At 72.5% G+C, this 19,600-nt stretch carries 20 protein-coding genes; 9 read left to right on the top strand and 11 right to left on the bottom strand.

Annotated elements, in window-relative coordinates; genetic code table 11:
* Positions 1-178: 178 nt before the first annotated feature.
* Entirely contained in the window at positions 179-1,651 is a 1,473-nt protein-coding gene (gene zwf, locus ACFY0D_RS23725; protein ID WP_390800059.1) for a glucose-6-phosphate dehydrogenase, read from the top strand.
* A 127-nt stretch (positions 1,652-1,778) separates the two neighbouring features.
* The gene (locus ACFY0D_RS23720) at positions 1,779-2,903 is read left to right on the top strand and encodes an acyl-CoA dehydrogenase family protein (protein ID WP_390800058.1); all 1,125 of its coding nucleotides are present in this window, start codon (positions 1,779-1,781) and stop codon (positions 2,901-2,903) included.
* A gap of 7 nt (positions 2,904-2,910) precedes the next feature.
* On the opposite strand, the gene ACFY0D_RS23715 is transcribed toward ACFY0D_RS23720, so the two are convergent.
* The 3 genes from ACFY0D_RS23715 to ACFY0D_RS23705 all read right to left on the bottom strand — a co-directional run bounded on the left by ACFY0D_RS23715 (position 2,911) and on the right by ACFY0D_RS23705 (position 4,642).
* A complete protein-coding gene (locus tag ACFY0D_RS23715) occupies positions 2,911-3,192 on the bottom strand; it encodes a hypothetical protein (RefSeq protein WP_390800057.1) in 282 nt (93 codons plus the stop codon).
* Positions 3,193-3,247: 55 nt separating this feature from the next.
* Entirely contained in the window at positions 3,248-3,631 is a 384-nt protein-coding gene (locus ACFY0D_RS23710) for a VOC family protein (protein ID WP_390800056.1), read from the bottom strand.
* Positions 3,632-3,739: 108 nt separating this feature from the next.
* Entirely contained in the window at positions 3,740-4,642 is a 903-nt protein-coding gene (locus ACFY0D_RS23705; protein ID WP_390800055.1) for a GNAT family N-acetyltransferase, read from the bottom strand.
* A 277-nt stretch (positions 4,643-4,919) separates the two neighbouring features.
* Between ACFY0D_RS23705 and ACFY0D_RS23700 the strand changes: the two genes are divergently transcribed.
* The 3 genes from ACFY0D_RS23700 to ACFY0D_RS23690 all read left to right on the top strand — a co-directional run bounded on the left by ACFY0D_RS23700 (position 4,920) and on the right by ACFY0D_RS23690 (position 7,086).
* A complete protein-coding gene (locus tag ACFY0D_RS23700; RefSeq protein WP_390800054.1) occupies positions 4,920-5,600 on the top strand; it encodes an alpha/beta hydrolase in 681 nt (226 codons plus the stop codon).
* A gap of 73 nt (positions 5,601-5,673) precedes the next feature.
* Positions 5,674-6,459: an alpha/beta fold hydrolase gene (locus tag ACFY0D_RS23695; RefSeq protein ID WP_390800053.1), complete on the top strand. Its 786-nt coding sequence runs from the start codon at positions 5,674-5,676 to the stop codon at positions 6,457-6,459.
* Between the two features lie 69 nt (positions 6,460-6,528).
* A complete protein-coding gene (locus tag ACFY0D_RS23690; RefSeq protein WP_390800052.1) occupies positions 6,529-7,086 on the top strand; it encodes a hypothetical protein in 558 nt (185 codons plus the stop codon).
* Between the two features lie 12 nt (positions 7,087-7,098).
* Here ACFY0D_RS23690 and ACFY0D_RS23685 read toward each other — a convergent pair whose 3' ends face one another.
* Positions 7,099-7,701, bottom strand: coding sequence for a TetR family transcriptional regulator (locus ACFY0D_RS23685; RefSeq protein WP_390800051.1), 603 nt, complete (start codon positions 7,699-7,701; stop codon positions 7,099-7,101).
* A 102-nt stretch (positions 7,702-7,803) separates the two neighbouring features.
* On the opposite strand from ACFY0D_RS23685, the gene ACFY0D_RS23680 reads away from it, so the two are divergent.
* Entirely contained in the window at positions 7,804-8,787 is a 984-nt protein-coding gene (locus tag ACFY0D_RS23680) for an aldo/keto reductase (RefSeq protein WP_390800050.1), read from the top strand.
* A 134-nt stretch (positions 8,788-8,921) separates the two neighbouring features.
* Here the strand turns inward: ACFY0D_RS23680 and ACFY0D_RS23675 are convergent, their stop codons facing one another.
* From ACFY0D_RS23675 to ACFY0D_RS23645, 7 genes are all read right to left on the bottom strand, one after another.
* Positions 8,922-10,340, bottom strand: coding sequence for an aminobutyraldehyde dehydrogenase (locus tag ACFY0D_RS23675; RefSeq protein WP_390800049.1), 1,419 nt, complete (start codon positions 10,338-10,340; stop codon positions 8,922-8,924).
* The gene (locus ACFY0D_RS23670) at positions 10,333-11,649 is read right to left on the bottom strand and encodes a flavin monoamine oxidase family protein (RefSeq protein ID WP_390800048.1); all 1,317 of its coding nucleotides are present in this window, start codon (positions 11,647-11,649) and stop codon (positions 10,333-10,335) included. Before ACFY0D_RS23670 ends, ACFY0D_RS23675 begins: the two co-directional genes overlap by 8 nt.
* A 66-nt stretch (positions 11,650-11,715) precedes the next feature.
* The gene (locus ACFY0D_RS23665) at positions 11,716-12,810 is read right to left on the bottom strand and encodes an ABC transporter ATP-binding protein (protein WP_390800086.1); all 1,095 of its coding nucleotides are present in this window, start codon (positions 12,808-12,810) and stop codon (positions 11,716-11,718) included.
* Positions 12,811-12,854: 44 nt separating this feature from the next.
* Positions 12,855-13,691 (bottom strand): ABC transporter permease, encoded by an 837-nt coding sequence (locus ACFY0D_RS23660; protein ID WP_390800047.1) that lies wholly within the window; start codon positions 13,689-13,691, stop codon positions 12,855-12,857.
* Positions 13,688-14,659 (bottom strand): ABC transporter permease, encoded by a 972-nt coding sequence (locus ACFY0D_RS23655; RefSeq protein WP_390800046.1) that lies wholly within the window; start codon positions 14,657-14,659, stop codon positions 13,688-13,690. Before ACFY0D_RS23655 ends, ACFY0D_RS23660 begins: the two co-directional genes overlap by 4 nt.
* 1 nt (position 14,660) lies before the next feature.
* Entirely contained in the window at positions 14,661-15,791 is a 1,131-nt protein-coding gene (locus tag ACFY0D_RS23650; protein WP_390800045.1) for a spermidine/putrescine ABC transporter substrate-binding protein, read from the bottom strand.
* Between the two features lie 193 nt (positions 15,792-15,984).
* Positions 15,985-17,271, bottom strand: a complete 1,287-nt coding sequence (locus ACFY0D_RS23645) for an aromatic ring-hydroxylating dioxygenase subunit alpha (RefSeq protein WP_390800044.1) — start codon at positions 17,269-17,271, stop codon at positions 15,985-15,987.
* A gap of 426 nt (positions 17,272-17,697) precedes the next feature.
* Between ACFY0D_RS23645 and ACFY0D_RS23640 the strand changes: the two genes are divergently transcribed.
* From ACFY0D_RS23640 to ACFY0D_RS23630, 3 genes are read left to right on the top strand one after another with little or no spacing between them, the layout of a single operon-like run.
* The gene (locus ACFY0D_RS23640; protein WP_390800043.1) at positions 17,698-18,114 is read left to right on the top strand and encodes a hypothetical protein; all 417 of its coding nucleotides are present in this window, start codon (positions 17,698-17,700) and stop codon (positions 18,112-18,114) included.
* Positions 18,111-19,412, top strand: a complete 1,302-nt coding sequence (locus tag ACFY0D_RS23635; RefSeq protein WP_390800042.1) for an NADH-ubiquinone oxidoreductase-F iron-sulfur binding region domain-containing protein — start codon at positions 18,111-18,113, stop codon at positions 19,410-19,412. The genes ACFY0D_RS23640 and ACFY0D_RS23635 overlap by 4 nt, the downstream gene beginning before the upstream one ends.
* Entirely contained in the window at positions 19,409-19,600 is a 192-nt protein-coding gene (locus ACFY0D_RS23630; protein WP_390800041.1) for a ferredoxin, read from the top strand. The genes ACFY0D_RS23635 and ACFY0D_RS23630 overlap by 4 nt, the downstream gene beginning before the upstream one ends.

Genomic DNA, 19,600 nt, shown 5'->3' with positions numbered 1-19,600 from the left:
TGCCTGGTGAACACGCACAGTGGGTGCTCAGGGCGATGCGACCGCCCGGAACGGAAGTGCGGCGCATGGCCTCGGGCACAGCTGTGCACCTCGTACGAGTCGGACTCGGGCGGATGGATGGCGGTCCCGTACGTCGTGCCATGGAGCGCCCCGGCGCCGACGCGTGAGGATGCCCGCCATGACCCAGTCCGCCCAGTCCGCCCAGTCCTCCGAGTCCGCCGGGGCGAGCCCGGCCGACCACGTCGTCGTCCTCTTCGGCGCCACGGGAGACCTGGCCCGGCGCAAACTGCTGCCCGGCCTGTTCCATCTCGCCATGGCGGGGCTGATGCCGCGGCGCTACCGCATCGTCGGCTCGGCCCCGGCGGCCGAGGCCCTGAGCGACCAGGATTTCCGTGCCCACGCACGGCAGGCCGTGGAGGAGTTCGGACGCTCGCGCCCCGAGGGTCCCGTATGGCAGGAGTTCGAGTCCGCCCTGTCCTTCGGTTCGGCCGACCCGCAGGCCCCGGAGCCGCTGGTGGAGGCGGTACGCGCGGCCGAGCAGGCCGTCGGCGGCACTCCGCGACGGCTCTTCCACCTCGCCGTCCCGCCCGTCGCGTTCGCCTCGATGGTCGAACTCCTCGGCGCCACGGGCCTCGCCCAGGACGCCCGTGTCATCGTCGAGAAGCCCTTCGGGACCGACCTCGCGTCCGCGCGCGCACTCAACGCGACCATCCACGCCGTGTTCGACGAGTCCCGCGTGTTCCGCATCGACCACTTCCTCGGCAAGGAGGCGGTGGACAACATCCTCGCCCTCCGGTTCGCCAACGGCCTCTTCGAACCCCTCTGGAACCGCGAGCACATCAGCCATGTGCAGATCGACGTGCCCGAGAAGATCGACATCCAGGGCCGCGCGCACTTCTTCGAGGGCACCGGGACCTTCCGCGACATGATCGTCACTCATCTCTTCCAGCTGCTCGGGTTCGTCGCCATGGAGCCGCCGGTCGTCCTCGACGCGCAGTCGCTCCGGGACGAGCAGGTCAAGGTGTTCCGCAGCATGCGGCCGCTGGATCCCGCGCACGTCGTCCGCGGACAGTACACGGGCTACCGCGCCGAGTCCGGGGTCGATCCGGCCTCGGACACCGAGACCTTCGCCGCCCTGCGCGTCGAGATCGACAACTGGCGCTGGTCCGGTGTCCCGTTCATCCTGCGCTCGGGCAAGGCACTGGCCGAGGGCCGGCACGTCGTCACGCTGGGGCTGCGCGAGCCCGTCCTCGGCATGTTCCCCCTGAACGCGCGTGCGGCCGTCGACGGCCGGGGCAACGAACTCGTCATCGACTTCGCCGATCCCGGTTCCCTCACCGCCCGGTTCCTCGTCAAGGAACCCGGGCCCTGGATGCGGTTGGCGGATGCCGACATGGTCTTCGGCTACCAGAGCTCCTTCACCGCCGACAACTCCCTGGAGGGTTACGAGCACCTCCTCCTGGAGGCCATGCTCGGCGACCAGTCCTTCTTCACCCGGTCCGACGGCATCGAACGCCTGTGGGAGATCTCGGCCCCGCTGCTGGACGCGCCCCCGCCCGTGGAGCCGTACGCCCCCGGAACCTGGGGGCCCGACAGCATCGGCGCACTCGTCGCCCCGCACCGCTGGCACCTGCCCGACCGACAGCACTGATGTGCAACGGATGGACCGGTGTGCCGCCTCCGGTCTCTCCGGCAGCGTCTGTGCGTATGCGGAGCTTCTGTTGGGGAGAGTGCACCGACCAGGGATGCGGAGCGGATCCGGAACGAGGTGATCGCCGATGCGCGGGGTACCGGGCGAGGGAACGGTACTGGGGACGCCGCCGGACCTGGCGGCCGAGCCGTTGATCGAGTCGGTGACGCGCATCGCGACCACCGTGCTCCGGCCCGACGCGGAGCGCACCGCCGTCGAAGGCGTCTCCCGCGCCCGGTTGGACGAGCTGGCCCGGAGCGGCGCCCACGGAATCCTCGGGTACGAGCCGACGCGGGGCAGCGGCTGCACGAGGGATCAGGTGGTCCGCGAGGTCCACGAGATCCTTTCCGCCGTCGATCCGTCCACCTGGTTCGTCTACACCCAGCACTTCGCCCTGGTGAAGGCGCTGGCCAAGAGTGCCAACACCGGTCTGCGTGACCGCTGGCTGCCCGACCTGGTCACGGGTGCGAAGCAGGCCACGGCGGGCTTCGCGTACCTGCGCCGTCCGCGGCCGCCCGTGTCCGCGGAGCGCTGCGGGCAGGGGTGGCGGCTGCGTGGCCGTGTGCCCTGGATGACCGGCTGGGGCCTCGCGGACACGGTGATCATCGGTGCCGTCACTGCCGATGACCAGGCCCTGTTCGTGCGCGCCGACTGCCCGCCCCGGCCGGGCGCAGGCCTCGGGATGGACGCTGTCGAGTCGCCGCCGCTGTGGGCGATGGGCGCGACGCACACGACGGCCGTCGAGCTGCGGGATGTCGTCGTGCCGGCGGAGGACGTGATCTCCATCGAGCCCCGGCCGGGCTGGGTCCGAGCCTACGATCTGGAGAACGCGAACGCCAACCCGGCCGTCTTCGGACATCTGCGCGCGGCTGTCGACCTGCTGCTGGCGGCCGCGCCCCGGGCCGGAGCCACGTACGAGACCCTCGCCCGCCGGCTGGCGGAGGAGGCCGCCCGGCTGCGCACCGAGGCGTACGCCATGCGGGACGAGCTGGCCCCCGAGATGGGGGTGCCGGCCCGGACCGAGGTCCGGGCCGCGGCCCTGGACCTCGGGGTGAGGGCCGCCACCGCCTGTGTGGCGGCAACCGGCGGGCGCGCCGTGCAGTACGGGAACACGGCAGGCCGGCTGGCCCGGGAGGCCCTGTTCCATCTGATCCAGGCACAGACCCGGCAGCTGCGGGAAGCCACCGCGGACGTGACGCTCCGGGGCATCTGAGGACCGGTCAGCCGATCCACATCCGCCAGCGGGTACGGGGCGGGTCGCAGCGGCCCGAGTCGACGGCTTGCCGGTAGCCGCGGTCGACGAGTTCCTTGTGCGACCACACGCGGCCGTTCGCGTCAGGCACGCCGTGCCCGTTGCCGTCGGTGAGCTTGGAGAGCGCGTAGACGCAGTCGGGACGCACGGTTTGCGTGGCGTACCAGCCGAGCGCGGCAACGGTCAGACCGATGACCGCGCAGGCGACACGGAGGAGTTGTCGTGGACTGCCGGGGCCGGGAAGGGGCACCGGCACATCGTACGGGTGACAGCACCGCCCTGTCGTGGCGCTGGGGCGCCTGTGGTCAGAGGGGCTGGAGCCGCCTGTGCAGGAGGCAGAATTCGTTGCCCTCCGGGTCGGCGAGGACGTGCCAGTTCTCGGTACGGGTCTGGCCGACGTCGGCGGGCCTGGCGCCGAGGGCGAGGAGCCGCTCCAGCTCGGCGTCCTGGTCGCGGTCGGTGGGGTTGACGTCGATGTGCAGTCGGAGCTTCCCGGTCCGGGGGGTGCTGCCGGGGCTGAGGACGAGGGTGGGCTGCGGGCCGCCGAAGCCGGCGTCGGGCGGCCCGATCTCGATGCTTCCGTCGTCCTCCCGGCCGAGTTCGACGTAGCCGAGGACCTCGCTCCAGAAGGCGGCGAGTCGTGCGGGGTCTGCGGCGTCGATGACCAGTTCACTGATGCGGCATGCCATGCCCGTCAGTCTACGGAGAGAATCCGGGAGTCGGCCGTCGGCGGCGCGCCTGGATCCTCGCCCCGCAGCGAGAACATGACGGTGCGGGGCGGGGATCAGGACCCGCTGCTACAGGGAGGCCGGGGCCACGGGGTGGAAGTTGACGCGCTCGCGGACCACGGGGAAGCCGGCCTTGGCGAAGTTCGCGGCCATGGGGAAGTTGCCCCGGTCCGTGGCTCCGGTGACGGCCTCGGCGCCGTGCTCCACCAGGAAGTGGGTGCACTCCGCGAGGAGGTCGTAGGCGTAGCCGCGGCCGCGGTGTTCCGGAAGGACGCCGATGAAGCCGATGGTCGGTCCGGAGGGGTTGTGCGCCGGGATGTGGATGCCGGCCAGGTCGCCCTCAGGTGTACGGGCGGTCTGCCACCACTCTCGCGGGGACGGGCACCAGTGGAAGAAGTCGAGCTCTTCCTGGGCGGCCTGGTCGAGGCCGCCCTCCGCTATGGCCTTCAGCGCGTGGGCGTCGAGGGTGGCCGAGTGGATGCGGCGCAGTGCGTCGAAGAAGACCGCGTCGTCGGGTTCGGCGCCGAAGACGAGGCGGCCGGGCCGTTCGGGGAGTCCGCGTTCCGGGGTCCAGCGGTAGAGGAAGCGTTCCACCAGGAGCTCGTAGCCGGCCGCCCGGGCGGCGGCGAAGCGCGTCTCGGTGGCGGCGGCCAGGTCGGGGTGGTCCCGCCAGTCGCCGGGGAGGTTGATTTCGAGCTCGACCTGCCAGGGGGCGGAGCGCAGGAGTTCGGCTCCCGCCTCCTCCTCGCCCTCGGCGACGTCGAACCAGTTGACGTTGACGGGTTCCTTGTCATCGGTGCCGCCCCACCAGGCGCCACGGGCGACGACGGTCCCGTCGCGCAGGGCCACCCGCTTCCACTCGGGGCGGTGCGTGGTGCGCTCGTGGGCGGCACGCGCGTTCAGCGGATCGGGGTGTGCGTCGAACAGGTGGGCGTCGCTCTCGTCGAGCGCGCGGATGACCGGATCGGTCATGGATTCCTCCGGGATGTGTACTGCGTGGGGCGCTCCCGGTCTCGGATCAGACGAACCACACCGGGGTAACGGGGAGGGAGCGCTGGATGGTTGTGATCTGCACGGCACTCGCCTCCTTCCGTTCGGTTCGCACGACGTGGTCCGAGCCCGGACGATACTTGATCATCGAGAGGTCCGTCCACGCAATTGCGGAGCCCTTCGGGAAGGCGCACGTCGGGCTGCACCGGGGGGCGAGGATGTGGTGAACGGTCCCGTAGCCGACCTGAGGAGGGGCGAATTGGCCGCTGTGGTGCTCGTTCACGGGCTGTATCACCGTCCTGAGCACTTTGCCGAGGTGGCGGAGCGTTTGCGGGCTTCAGGAGCCGAGGTTGCCGTTCCCGGGCTGCACCGGGGTTCGTTGCCCGCCGATACCGCCGCGGTCCAGGCTGCCGTGGACGCGCTGGCGGAGCCTGCGGTCGTGCTCGGTCACTCCTACGGCGGTTCGGTGATCACCGGGGTGCGCGGAGCAGGACACCTGGTGTACCTGGCGGCCTTCGTGCCGGATGCCGGTGAGAGCGCGGCCGGTCTGGGTGGGGCGTCCGCGCAGCTTCAGGGGGCGATCCGCCCTGAACCCGACGGCTCGACCAGCCTGCGTCCCGACCTGGCTGCCGCCGTCCTCTACGGAGACTGTCCCGAACCGCTCGCCGCCCGGGCGGTCGCCCTGCTGCGGGCCCAAGCCCCCGGCTGCGGGCGCGGAGTTCCGGAGCGCCACAGCTGGAAGGACACGCCCTCCACCTACGTGGTCTGCGCGCAGGACCGGGCCGTCGACCCGGTCCTGCAACGGCGGATGGCTTCGCACTGCACCGACGTGCGCGAGTGGCAGACCGGCCACTCCCCGTTCGTGGGACAGCCCCGGCTCGTCGTCGAACTCCTGCAGGAACTGCTCCTATCCCCTCTCCCGCGCGGTGAGCGCGTGTGAGACCACGGGAGGCACGCGCGATCACTTCCGGAATCCGATGGCCCGTGCCGTACTGACCTGCGACTATCTCCGGATGCCTATCCTTGCCGACGATCTCGGCCACCTTTCCTACACCGTCACCGGCGAAGGTTCGCCCGTGGTGCTCGTGCACGCCGGCGTCGCCGACCACACCATGTGGGACGCGGTCGTGCCCGCCCTCGCAGAGCGGAATACAGTCATCCGGTACGACCTGCGGGGCTTCGGCGAGTCCGCACCCCCGACCGGGCCGTTCAGTGAGACCGATGACCTGTGCCGGCTCCTGGACCACCTCGGTCACGAAAGCGTCCGGCTCATCGGCGCGTCCTGGGGCGGGCGGGTTGCCGTGAACTTCGCTCTCGCCCACCCGGGCCGGGTCCGGTCGCTGACACTGCTCGCCCCGCCGTGGCCCGGCTACGGCTGGTCGGCGGACATGGTGGCCTACGACGAGGCCGAGACGGCGGCCCTGGAGGCGGGTGACCTGGATGCCGCGGTCCGCGTGAACCTGGACATGTGGCTGCGCGGGCCCGGCCGCGGCTGGGAGGACGTCGCTCCGGGGCTGGCCGAACGGCTCCGCACTCCGGTGCGGACGTCACTGGTGAACCAGGACGCGGTCGGGGAACACTCCCTGGGCGGCGCGGCGGGCGACATCGCGACGATCGCCGTTCCCACCCTGGTCGGGATCGGCCTGCTCGACGTCGCCGACTTCCAGGACATCGCGCGCCGGTACGCCGCCGAGATCCCCGGCGCCGCGCTGGTCGAGTTCCCGGCCGCGGCCCACCTGATCGCACTGGACGCGCCCACCGAACTCATCGCGGAGCTCCGGCCGTTCCTCGCCCGCTGACGCGCGTACGTACGGGGGCCGGCGGAAACCCGAGTGCCCCCGTACCCCGGGACGGTGCAGGATCCGTTTATGGACAACAAGGTCATGACACGGCTCGCCCAGGCGGTGTCGTCAGGTGCTCTGGTCCGCGTCCACCGGTCGGCGATCCGGGGCGCTGACCGGCTCGACGGTTTCGTGGTCGGTACGAGCGCGGCGTGGACGCTGATCGCCCTGTGCAGTGATGTCCGGCTCGACGGCTGGGCGGCGGTGCGTACCGCGGACGTCACCAAGGTCGGGTTCCGGGGCGGTGCGGACTGCCTGACCGTCCGGGCGCTGCGCCGGCGTGGGCGCTGGCCGGCCCGGGCGCCCGAGCCGGGGCTCGTCCTGGACGGGTTGGCGGAACTGGCCGAAGGCGCCTCCCGGGCCTTCGGGTTGGTGTCCCTGCACGTCGAGCGGGAGGCGCCGGATGCCTGCTGGATCGGCGAGGTGGCCGCGGTACGGCCGAAGTCACTGCGGCTGCGCGAGGTCGACACCGAGGCGCGGTGGCGCCCGCAGCCGTCGAAGTTCCGGTTCGACGACGTCACCCGGGTGGGCTTCGGCGGGCGCTACGAGCGGACGCTGCTGGAGTTCGCCGGGCCGCAGCGCTGACCGCGGGCTCCTTCAGGCGCCCTCAGGCTGCGCCGGCCGGGGTGTGGGTGCGGTGATCCGGCGGACGGATTCCACCACCGCCGCGCGGTGCTCGGCGAGCCGGTCGGCGGCCCAGCCGGTGCCCGCCGCGCCCGCCGCCGGGCCGCCCACCGCGGCGAACCAGGCCTGCGACAGGCCCATGACCAGCGTCAGCACGTCCGCCGCGGGCACCGCGGGATCGATCCGGCCCGCTTCCTGGGCCCGCCGAACCTCCGCGATCTTGCCGTCGTAGGACGCGGACTCCTCGTCCGTGGACCCCGGGCGCTCCAGTTGCTTCCACAGGACGAGGCGCATCAGTGCCGGCCGCTCGACGAGGTGGTCGAAGACCGCCCCCGCGTAGCCGGGCAGGTCGTCGACGTCGAACGGGACGGACTCCGATCCCGTCGCGAGGGCCCGCTGGAGCACGGCGTCGAAGAGCTGCTCCTTGTTGCCGTAGTAGACGTAGATGAGCCGCTTGTTCGCCTGCGCCGCCTCTGCGATGCGGTCGACGCGCGCACCCGCGATGCCGTACGTCGCGAACTCGGTGAAGGCCGCGTCGAGCAGGCGCGCCTTCGTCGCGTGGGAATCCCGTGCCATGGACCGCAGCCTAGCAAGTAACTATCCAGTTATTGACAAACGAGGCCTGCGCGTCGCAGACTCGAACTATCCAGTTAGTTACTTTCTTGTGAGGAGCACACCATGGAGATCCGCGCACTGGGCGGCCAGGGACTGAAGGTCGGCGCCGAGGGCCTCGGCCTGATGGGTATGAGCGCCCACTACGGCGCCACCGACGAGACCGAGTCGCTCGCCACCATCGACCGCGCCCTGGAGCTGGGCGTCACCCTCCTCGACACCGCCGAGGGCTACGGCCCCTTCCGCAACGAGCAGCTCCTCGGCAAGGCCCTGGCCGGCCGTCGCGAGGCGGCCGTCGTCGCCACCAAGACCGGGGTCGAGTTCACCGACGACGGCGCCTTCGTCGGACACAACGCGACCCCCGAGTACATCCGCCGCTCGGCCGACCGCTCCCTGCGCCACCTGGGCACCGATCACATCGACCTCTACTACCTGCACCGCGTCGACCCGAACGTGCCCGTCGAGGAGAGCGTCGGCGCCCTGGCCGGGCTGGTCGAGGCCGGCAAGGTCCGCCACATCGGCCTGTGCGAGGTCTCCCCCGCCACGATCGCCCGCGCCCACGCCGTGCACCCGCTGGCCGCCGTACAGACCGAGTACAGCCTGTTCGAGCGCGGCATCGAGCACGACGGCGTGCTCGACACCCTGCGCGAACTCGGCATCGGGCTCGTCGCCTACTCCCCGCTCGGACGCGGATTCCTCTCCGGTGCCCTCACCAGCCCGGACGACTTCGCCGCCGACGACTTCCGCCGCACCGACCCCCGGTTCCAGGGCGAGAACTTCCACCGCAACCTCGCCGTGGTGGACCAGGTGCGCCGGCTCGCCGCCGAGAAGGGCGTCACCCCCTCGCAGCTCGCCCTGGCCTGGACCCTCCATCAGGGCGCCGTCCCCATCCCGGGCACCAAGCGCCGCGGCTACCTGGAGGAGAACATCGCCGCCACCTCCGTGACGATCACCCCCGCGGAGCTGGCCGCCATCGACGCCGTGGCGCCGCACGGCGTGGCTTCCGGCGACCGCTACGCACCCGAGCTGATGGCCTCCCTGAACGGCTGATCCTGTCAGGGTGCGGAGACCGGGCCGGGGGCGGCACCACCGGGGAACGGACGGGGAAAGCGATGGCGGGGGCGGCCGGGGCGGCGGACGGGACGTCCCGGAGCGGGCGGACGCCGCGGAGGGCACAGGCGGGTTCACAGCATGACGTGCTTGACCTGGGTGTAGTCCAGGAGGCCCGCCATCGAGAGGTCGCTGCCGTAGCCCGAGTGCTTGACCCCGCCGTGGGGCATCTCGGAGACGGTGGTGCCGTGGGTGTTCACCCAGACGATGCCGGTGTGCAGGGCCCGGGTCGCGCGCATGGCGCGGTCGTGGTCCGTCGTCCACACGCTGGCGGCGAGGCCGTGGCGGACGTCGTTGGCCAGGTACAGGGCCTCCGCCTCGTCCGTGAAGGGCTGCACGGTCACGACAGGGCCGAAGATCTCCTCCTGCACGATCTCGTCGTCCTGGCGCACGCCCGCGATCACCGTGGGTTCGTGGAAGAAGCCGGGCCGTGGGAGGCGGGCCCCGCCGGTGACGATCTCGGCGCGGCGCGGCAGCCGGTCGAGCAGGGACCGTACCGACGTCAGCTGGGCCGCGTTGTTCAGCGGGCCGAAGTCGGCGTCCGGCTCGTCCGGGGCGCCCGTACGCAGGGCGGCCGCCGCGGCCGCGAAGGCCGCGAGGAACGCGTCGTGCACCCGGTGGTGGACCAGCAGCCGGGTGGGCGCGGTGCAGTCCTGGCCCGCGTTGTAGTAGGCCACCGCGGCGAGGGCGGCCGCGGTCGCCTCGACGTCCACGTCGTCGTGGACGAGCACCGGGGCGTTGCCGCCGAGCTCCAGGTGGACCCGTTTGAGGTCGGCGGCCGCGGCGGCGGCGATCTGCCGGCCGGCGCGCACGCTGCCGGTGACCGCGATGAGGGCGACGTCGGGGTGGGCGGTGAGCGCGCGGCCGGTGTCGCGGTCGCCGCAGACCACGTTGAGCACGCCCGGCGGCAGGTGCTCGGCCGCGACGCGGGCCAGCAGCGCCGACGACGAGGGGGTGGTGTCGGCGGGCTTGAGCACGGCCGTGTTGCCCGCGGCGACGGCCGGGGCGATCTTCCACACCGCCATCATCAGCGGGTAGTTCCACGGGGTGATCTGGGCGCAGACCCCGATCGGTTCGCGCCGTAGTACGGAGGTACGGCCTTCGGTGTACTCGGCGGCCGCGAGCCCCGGCAGGTTGCGCGCGGCTCCGGCGAAGAAGCGGAGGGTGTCGACGATCGCGGGCAGTTCCTCGGTCCTGAACTGCCGGGGCGGCTTGCCGGTGTCGCCGGTCTCGGCGGCCACGAAGGCCTCCGCGTGCTCCTCGATGGCGTCGGCGATGCCGAGCAGGGCGCGCTGGCGTACCGCCGGTGTGGTCGTGGACCAGTGCGCGTACGCGGCTGCGGCTGCCGCGCAGGCCGCGTCCGTGTCGGCCCTGCCCGAGCGCGGGGCGTGGCCGTGCACCCGGCCGGTGGCGGGGTCGACCAGCTCCATCGTCTCGCCGGAGGCGGCGGGCCGGCCCACGCCCTCCACATGGTTGAGCACAGGGTCAGCCACGGCGCAGCGCCTCCCTCGCGGCGTCACGTCCGGTGCGTACGGCGCCTTCCATGTAGCCGGCCACCCACTGGTCGGATCCGCAGACGTAGAAGGGTGGTTCGTGGGTGCCGTGGCGGGGGCCGACGGCCATGACGTCGCCGGGGGTCCACTGGGTGACGTACCCCTGGGTCCACGGGTCGGTGCCCCACATCCGGACGTAGGTGGCGAGCGGCCGGTACGCCTCGTCGCCGTAGAGACGGGCGATGTCGGCGAGGAGTTCACGGGTGCGCAGCGGGGCGGGTGTGCCGAGCAGGACGCCGAGCCTCTCGGGTGGTACGAGGGCGGAGAGGATGCCGTCGCTCTGCGGCCAGGTGCTGCCGAGGACCCCTTCGCATTCGGAGAGGCCGCTCCGGCCGAGTGCGCGCCAGAACGGCCGGTCGTACGCGGCGACGAACTTCGCGGCGAGGGCCTGGCGTTGGCGGTGCAGGGAGGCGAGCCGCTCGTCGGGGACGCCCGTGACGGCGACCTGGCGGAGCGGGCCGACGGGCAGGGCGCTGACGACGGCGCCGGCGGTGAGGGTCTCGCCGCCGGCCAGCCGTACCGAGCAGGGGCCGGTCGGGCGGATCGTGACGGCCTCGACGGGCGCGCCGGTGCGGATGCGGCCACCGAGGGCTGCGGCCATGCGCAGGGCCACCGTGGCGGAGCCCTCGGCGACGCGCAGGCCCTCCCATGCCTCGTAGTCGTAGGCGTCGGGGCCGGGGACGGCGGCGTGCTTGCGCAGGGCGGCGAGCAGGGACGTACGCTCGTACGAGCCGTCGGCGAGGGCGAGTTGGCCGATCTCCCAGAGGCGGACGACGGCCGGTGTCGCTCCCTGGGCGCGCAGCCAGTCGCCGACGGAGGACCGGTCGAGGGCCGTGGCGTCGGGGTGGGACCAGGGGTCGGCCGGGTCCACGGCCTGGGCGAGTGCGCAGAAGGCGGCGGTGACCTTCTGGTGGCAGGCGTCGTCGCCGGGGCCGAACCAGTGGGGCGGATCGCCGGCGGAGACCCCTTCGGGGGTGGCACGGGTGAGGGCGCCGGGCTCGGCGACATAGCTGGGGACCAGGGTGAGGCCGAGTTCCTCGGCGAGGGCCAGGTAGGCGGTGTGAGCGCGGCCGACGACCTCTCCGCCGAGCTGGACCAGCCGGCCGTCGGGGAGTTCGGTCTGTTCGACGCGTCCGCCGACCCGGTCCCGGGCCTCGACGACGAGGACGTCGGCTCCGCCGGCGGCGAGGTCGCGCGCTGCGGCGAGGCCGGCCAGGCCGGCGCCGAGCACGATGACGTCGTGGTTCATGGGGGTGTTCCTTCGGTCGGGCGGAGTCGGGGCGGAACCGGGGCGGCTTCGGCTTCGGCTTCGGCTTCAGTCCAGGACGAGGCAGTGTTCGGGCTTCCAGCCGATCTCGACGCGCTCGCCGCCGCTCCAGCGGTCCTCCCTGCGGGAGCGGACGGTGTTCTGCTCCAGCACGGACACCGTGACGCCGGGGGCCAGTTCGATCAGGTACGTGGTGGTCGGGCCGCAGTAGACGGTCTCGCGGACGACCCCGGTGGCGCGGGCCATGTCCGGCTCCAGGTCGGACAGCCAGATCTTCTCGGGGCGGATCGACAGGTTGACCCTGCTGCCTTCGAGGACGGACGCCCGCTGTCCGACGGGCAGCTCGGGGCCGTCGTCGAGGACGACCCGGCCGGAGCGGTAGGTGCCGGGGACGAGGTTGGAGGTGCCCATGAAGGAGGCGGTGAAGCTGCTGGTGGGGCGCTCGTACACGTCCTCGGGCGTTCCGCACTGCTCGACGCGGCCCTCGTTCATGACGGCGAGGCGGTCCGACATGGTCAGGGCCTCGTCCTGGTCGTGGGTGACGAAGACGAAGGTGATGCCGACCTCGCGCTGGATCTGCTTGAGCTCGACCTGCATGTGGCGGCGCAGTTTGAGGTCGAGGGCGGCCAGCGGCTCGTCGAGGAGGAGGACCTGGGGCCGGTTGACGAGGGCGCGGGCGAGGGCGACGCGTTGTTTCTGGCCGCCGGAGAGGGTGGCCGGCTTGCGGTTCGCCAGGTGGCCGAGCTGGACGAGGTCGAGCATGCCGGAGACCCGTTCGCGGATCTCGGCGCGGCCGACACCCTTGCGCTTGAGGCCGAAGGCCACGTTGTCGGCGAGCGAGAGATGGTCGAAGAGGGCGTAGCTCTGGAAGACGGTGTTGACGTTGCGCTTGTCGGGCGGCAGGCCGGTGACGTCCTGGCCGTCGAGGAGGACGCTGCCCGAGGTGGGGTCGGAGAAGCCGCCGATCATCCGCAGGAGGCTGGTCTTGCCGCAGCCGGAGGGGCCGAGGAGGGAGAAGAACTCGCCTGGGGCGATGTCGAGTTCGACGTCGCGTACGGCGTGGGTGCCGCCCGCGCCGGGGTACTGCTTGCCGACCCGGTCGAGCCGGACGGCGGGGGTCGGGTGGACGGGCGTCGGGGTCATGGGGGTCGGGTGCTCGGGTGTCGCGGGCATGGGTGTCACTGGTGTCACTTCCCGGAGAGCAGGTCGAGGCCGCCTCTGCGCCCGAACAGGCGCGGGATGGCGAGAGCGAGGACGATGAGGCCGATGGAGCCGGCCAGCATCAGGGTTCCGACGGCGTTGATGGTGGGCTGCACGCCGAATCTGATCGCCGAGTAGATGCGCACCGACAGCGGTTGCGGGTCGACACCGGTGGTGAAGTAGGCGAGGACGAAGTCGTCGAAGACGAGGGCGAAGATCAGCACCGCGGACGCGAGGATGCTGGGCAGCAGCGCGGGCAGGGTCACCAGGCGCAGTGCCTGCCCGCGGGTGGCCCCGAGGTCCATGGCCGCCTCCTCGACCTCCGGGTTGAGGGCGGCGATGCGGGAGCGGAGGATGACCGTCACGTAGGAGATGGAGAAGGTGATCTCGGCGAGCATCACGGTGGTGGTGGAGAGGGTGATGCCGAGGCCCTTGAAGAGGAGCATCGCCGCGACGCCGGTGACGATCTCCGGGGTGATCAGCGGGACGAGCATGATCAGGCCGGCGAAGGAGCCGAGGCGGCTGCGGCTGCGTACGAGGCCCAGGGCCAGGGCCACCCCGAGGACGAGCGAGCCGGCCATGGCGACCAGGGACACCCGCAGGCTCATGCCGAGCGAGTCGAGGAGTGCCTCGTCGTGGAGGAGGGCCGTGTACCAGCGGAGGCTGACGCCGTCGAGGACGGTGAGGGACTTCTGGGCGTTGAAGGAGAACAGGACGACGACGCCGACGGGGAGGTAGAGGAGCGCGAAGAAGAGGGCGGTGACGGCGATGGCGAAGCGGGGGCGGCGCTCGGCTCCACGCCGGCGGCGCTGCGGGGTGTTCATCGGGCGGCCTCCGCCTCGTCCTTGCGGGTGCGTCGCAGGTAGCCGAGCATCCCGAGGAACAGGACCGCCATCAGCAGCATGGTGAGGGCCGAGCCGAGGGGCCAGTTCTGGCCTTGGAAGAACTTGTCCTGGATCAGGTTGCCGATCATGATCTGGTCGGGGCCTCCCATGAGCTGGGCGCTGACGAAGTCGCCCATGGCGGGCAGGAAGACGAGGACGCAGCCGGCGGCCGCTCCCTGCCGGGTGGCGGGGACGGTGACGAAGAGGAAGGTCCGCAGGGGGCCGCCGTAGAGGTCGCGGCCGGCCTCGATGAGCGAGGTGTCCATGCGCTCCATCGCCGCGTACAGCGGGATGATCATGAAGACGACGAAGCCGTAGACGAGTCCGGCGATCACTCCCACTCCGGTCTGGAGGATCTTGGTGCCGTCGTCGGCGAGGCCGATCGCGCGCAGGGCCTTCAGCAGCGGTCCGTCGTCGGAGAGGACGACGGACCAGCCGTACATCCGGACCAGGTAGTTGGCGAAGAACGGGACGACGATCGCGGCGATCAGCAGGTTCTTGAACCGGCCGCCGCACAGGGCGATGGCGTAGGCGACCGGGTAGGCCACGGCCAGGCAGATGAGGCAGGTGATCAGCGCGTAGCCGAGGGAGCGCAGCAGGACGGTGCTGTAGGCGGGGTCGGCCAGTGCGGTGAGGTTGGCGAAGTTGAGTCCGAAGCGCGGGTTGCCGAGGGGGTCGGTGGTGCCGAGCGCCAGGGTGGCCACGAGGAGGAGGGAGGCGACGAGGAAGCCGGTCATCCAGAGGGTGCCGGGGAGCAGGAGCCAGGTCCACAGGCGTGGGTGCCGCCTCCGGGCGCGGGTGCCCGGTGTGGCTTCGGGCCGTGTCCGGTCCGGGGGCGGCGTTTTCGGCTCGGCCGGGTCCTGGGGCGGCCGGACCGCGGTTCCGGTGCGGTTGCTGCGTGTCGCCATGTCAGCCGGCCTTCACGTCGGTCCAGGCGGCGTCGCGGGCCCGTTCGGTCCCCGCGTCGCCGTTGCGGAAGAAGAGGTCGGCCGCCAGGTCGTCGGCGGTCACCAGGCACTGGGGGAAGGGCTCGACGAGCGCGGCGTAGGTGTCCTCGGTGCCGCGGACCGGCATCGGGTAGCCGATGTACTCGATGTTCTTCTTCACGTTCTCCGGGCGGAGCATGTAGTCGATGAAGAGCATCGCGGTGCCGGGGTGCTGCGCGTTGGCGGGTATGGCGTAGCAGTCGGAGTTGACGGGGGCGCCCTCGCGGGCGACCTCGAAGCCGAAGACGGCCGGATCCTCGGCCTGGGCGAGCATGGCGGCCATGTCGCCGCTCCACGCCTGGGTCATGTCGGCGTTGCCGTTGAGGAGGTTGTTGTAGCTGTCGCTGGAGAAGCCGCGCAGGCGGGGGCGGAGCGAGCGCAGGGTGTCGGTGACGCGGGCGAGGTCACCGTGGTCGCCGGTGGTGAGGTCGAGGCCGAGTTTGAGCGCGCCCAGGCCGAGCACCTCGTCGCGGTCGTCGAGGACGAAGACCTTGCCCTTGGCCTTGTCGTTCCACAGGTCGTCCCAGGAGCCGGTCAGGTCGCCGAGCCGGTCCCGGCGCCAGCCGATGCCCGTCTTGTACATGGTGAACGGGACGGTGTGCGCCGAGCGGGGGTCGTACCAGGGGTCGGCGAAGTAGCCGTAGCCGCCGAACACGGCCTCGGCGCCCCGCAGCCGGGAGTGGTCGATCGTACGGAGGCGGCCGCCGGCGGCGAGGCGCTCGGCCCATTTCGCGGTGGGGAAGATGATGTCGTAGCGGTTGCCGGCGTTGAGTTTGGCGGCCATGCCCTCCATGGAGTCGTAGTTCGACTGGACGACCTTGACGCCGTACTCCTTCTGGAAGCCTTCGAAGACGGTGGGGTCGACGAAGTCCGCCCAGTTGAAGTAGACGAGGTCGCCGTCGACCTTGACGTCGATGGGTGCGTCCGTGGTCGCCTTGCCGGCCGGGTCGTCCGCGGTGGCGAAGCCGCAGCCGGAGGCGGTCAGGGCGAGGGCGGCGGCGGTGCCGGCGCGGAGGAACGAGCGTCTGGTCGGGGGGAGTGCCTCGGGGGACATGGGGTCCTCTCCGTAGGGGCCGCAGGGGGACGGCGGGAACGAGCGGTACGTGGGGGCTCGGTCGTGCGGCGGGCGCGGCGCGGTGGCGGGGGCGGCGCGGTGGCGGGGGCGCTGCGTTGCGTTGCGTTGCAGTGGTGCGGTCGTGCGTTGCAGTGGTGCGGTCGTGCGTTGCGGTGGTCGGCGGGGGCGGGCCTCAGTCGTCGGCGGTGTCGAGGTCGGCCCGGACGCGGCCGGCGAACCAGCCGACCGCCGACTCGCGGCGGGAGAGCGGTCCGGGCTCGAAGCCGGGGGTGGAGAGGCCCTTCTGCACGCGGGCGACCAGCTCGGCGTCCTCGTCGTTGGTGATCCAGCCGATGTGGATGTTCAGGCGCCGGGCGAGGCTGGTGCGCAGGCCGGTACCGCGGCGGGTGTAGAACGCGCCGGGTACGGCCACGCGGTCCACCGCCGTGGGGATCGCGGTCCAGGCCAGTACGTGGTCGGGGTAGAAGTCGATGAGGGTGTTCGGGTAGATGACCGCGTACCGCCAGATCCGGCGGTCGGCCTCGCGGAGGCCCGGCATCGGTGCGGCGATGCGCTGGTAGAGGCGCTCGGCCCAGTTCGAGGAGGGCTTGTCGCGCAGCGGCGAGGCGAAGAGCGCGTAGGACTCCTCGATCTCGCAGGTGTAGCCCTGGTAGTCGAGCAGCCGCATCAGGCCGGGGTGGGCGACCGGAACGTGGTAGCCCTCCAGGTAGTTGTCGACCGCCACCTTCCAGTTGGCCTGCTGGACCTCGGCGGCGGCCAGATCGTGGATACGGGCGCGGCCGATGGGTACCAGGTCGGCTCCGGCGTAGTGGCCGACCGCCTCCGCGAGGCCCGCGCAGCTCTCGGCCAGCGGTACGGCGTCGGGATCGAGGTTGACGAAGACGAAGCCGAGGAAGGACTCGACGCGGGCCGGGAAGAGGCCGAGCTTCGGCTTGTCGAGGCAGGGGATCTGGCGGGCCTCCGGGGCGCCGACCAGGCTTCCGTCGAGGCGGTACGTCCAGCCGTGGTACGGGCAGCGGATCGCCTTGCCGTCCGGTTCGGGGGTGGTGACCAGGCGGGTTCCGCGGTGGCGGCAGACGTTGAGGTGGGCGGCGAGGCCGCCGTCCTCGGTGCGGACCACCAGGACCTCGCGGTCGGCGACCGTCGCGGCGAGCCGCGCTCCCGGGTTCGGCAGGTCGGACTCGTGGCAGACGAGCTGCCACGACTTGCCGAAGACGTGCCGGTTCTCCGCGGCGGCGGTCTCGGGGTCGGTGTAGTAGCGGGCCGGGAGGGCCGGCCCGGGGGCGGCGGCCTCAGGGGCGGGGGGCTCGGGAGCGGGGGGCTCGGGAGCGAAGGCCTCACGGGTGGCGGCGTGGCCCGGCGGCCCGGTCGGGTCGGTCCGGACGGATCGGTCGGACCGGACGGTGGCGTCGGTTCGGACGCTGCGGCCTGTCGGTGTTTCGGCAGCTCTTGAGTGCATCGGTGACTCCTCCGTGCCGGCGTGCGGCGATCGGTGTAGGCGTTCGATGGCAAGGCAGGGCGAGAGAAGGCAAGCCAGGACGAGGCATGGCGATCCAGCGGCGGACAGGCGGTCGGGGCGGGGAAGCCGGAACCAGGCTGACCGATTGGACAGCCAGATTGCTGGCTCATTTCCACCGGGTCAAGACTTGTTCACTGACCGATCGGTCAGCTAGCGTAATTCTTGCCTGACCGATCGGTCAGCAAACGTGCTTTCCTGTCGCCGCACCGGCCCTGCTCCGCACACACCCTGTTCACCGGGGCGGACGCGGCCGTGCGGCCCGCCCGTCCCGTCCGGGCCCGCACCCCCCGATCCCCTCCGATCCCCCGTCCACGGCTCCCGCCGGTCGCCGGACCGGCGGCGGTATCCCACCTCCCGGAGGCACGCATGAGCGGTCGTCGGCGTCTGGACTGGCTCGGGCTCACCCCCGAACCGGAGCGAGAACTCCCCACGGCGGTCGCCGCCCTGCGCGCCTCGTCGCACGGTGCCGCCGCCGGGCCACCACCGCATGACCTGGCCGCCACGGAGCGGCGCCGCGTGGAGCGCCTGATCCTGCGCGGCAGCCGGCACAGCTGGCTCCGCTACCTCGCCGAGGTCACCGACCTGGTGACCGCGGTGGCCACCGGGTCCCGGACGGGCGACCCCGCCGCCGCCCTGCTCGCCGGCGAGGTCGTCCTCGACCACCACCGCATGCTCATCGGCCTCCCGGGACCGGGATACGGCCGCACCGCCCAGGACCGCACCGCGCTGGAGCGCGCCGTACGGACCCTGCGCACCCACACCACGACAGGAGCCGGCCGATGACCACGATCCGCCTCCCGACGGCGCAGCCGCCGGGCACCGTCCTCGGAGCGGCGCCGCAGGTCGCGGAGAGCGCCGACGCCTACCGCGCCACCGGCGGCTACGGCGGAGCCACGGGCCCGGAGGAACTGCTCGCCCACCTCGCCGCCTCCGGGCTGCGGGGCCGCGGCGGGGCGGGATTCCCGGCCGCCGTCAAACTGCGCTCCGTACGGGGCCGCGGCGGCTCCCCCGTCGTCGTGGCCAACGGCGAAGAGGGCGAACCGGGCTCGGCCAAGGACCGCTGGCTGCTGCGGGCCCGGCCGCACCTGGTCCTCGACGGCCTCGCCCGCGCCGCCGCGGTCACCGGCGCCGTACGCGGCTTCGTATACCTCTCCGACCCGGCGGCGGGCGAGAGCGTGCGCCGGGCCCTCGCCGAACACCCGCCGCCGCTGCCCGTCGAGGTCGTCGAGACCGGCCACACCTACGTCGCCGGCGAGGAGACGGCGGTGGTCCGCCGGATCGACGGCGGCCCGGCGCTGCCCACCGCCAAGCCGCCCCGCCCCTTCGAGCGGGGGGTGGGCGGTGCGCCGACCCTGGTGTCCAATGTGGAGACGCTCGCCCGGATCGCCCTCACCGCCACCCGGCCCGGCCTGCGCCGCACCATCGCCCGCAGCACCCTGGTGACCCTGTCCGGCGGCCCCGCCGCACCGGTGCTCACCGAGGTCCCCTACGGAATCCCGCTGCGCACGCTGGCCGCGCGGTACGGGACCCCGGACGCGGCCGGAGCACTGATGGGCGGGCTGTTCGGCGGACTCGTCGACGCCCGCGCCCTGGACCTCCCCCTCGAACCCGGCGCGCTCACCGCCGCCGGCACCGCCCTGGGGTGCGGAGCCATCCGCTTCCTCGCCCCCGGCGGTTGCCCCGTGACCACCGCCGCCGACGCGGCCGCCCACCTCGCGGCCGAGAGCGCACGGCAGTGCGGGGTCTGTGTGTCCGGCACCGCCGCCGTCGGCAAGGCCCTGTCCGGCCTCGCCGGCGGGACCGCCGGCCCGGACACCGCGGACAGCCTGCTCCGCTGGTCGCAGGGCCTGACCGGGCGCGGCGCCTGCGGACTCCTCGACGCCGCGGCGGGGATCGCGGGCAGCCTGCTCCGCTCCTTCCCCGGGCTCGTCCGCTCCCATCTCGCCGCGCCGTGCGCGGTGTGCGCGGACGCGACGCCCGAGGACGGCCGCCGCCGTCTCACCGTGGCCGTGCCGGGGGTCGCCTCCCCGTTCACCGCCGCCTCCGGCACCCCTGTGCCCGCACTGAAAGGAACGCCGTGAAACTCCTGCTGGACTCCACCCGCTGCCAGGGCTACGGACTGTGCCAGGAACCCGCACCCGACCTGGTCGAACTCGACGAATGGGGCTACGCGAACATCATCGCCGTCCTCGTCCCGGCCGGCACCGAGGACGCCGCCCGCGCCTGCGTCGAAAGCTGCCCCAACTCCGCCCTCCGTGTGGAGGGATGA

Origin of the sequence: Streptomyces sp. NPDC001502 (assembly GCF_042894785.1) — a bacterium.
Classification (GTDB): domain Bacteria; phylum Actinomycetota; class Actinomycetes; order Streptomycetales; family Streptomycetaceae; genus Streptomyces; species Streptomyces kutzneri.
This window is presented reverse-complemented; position numbering and strand designations above follow the sequence as displayed.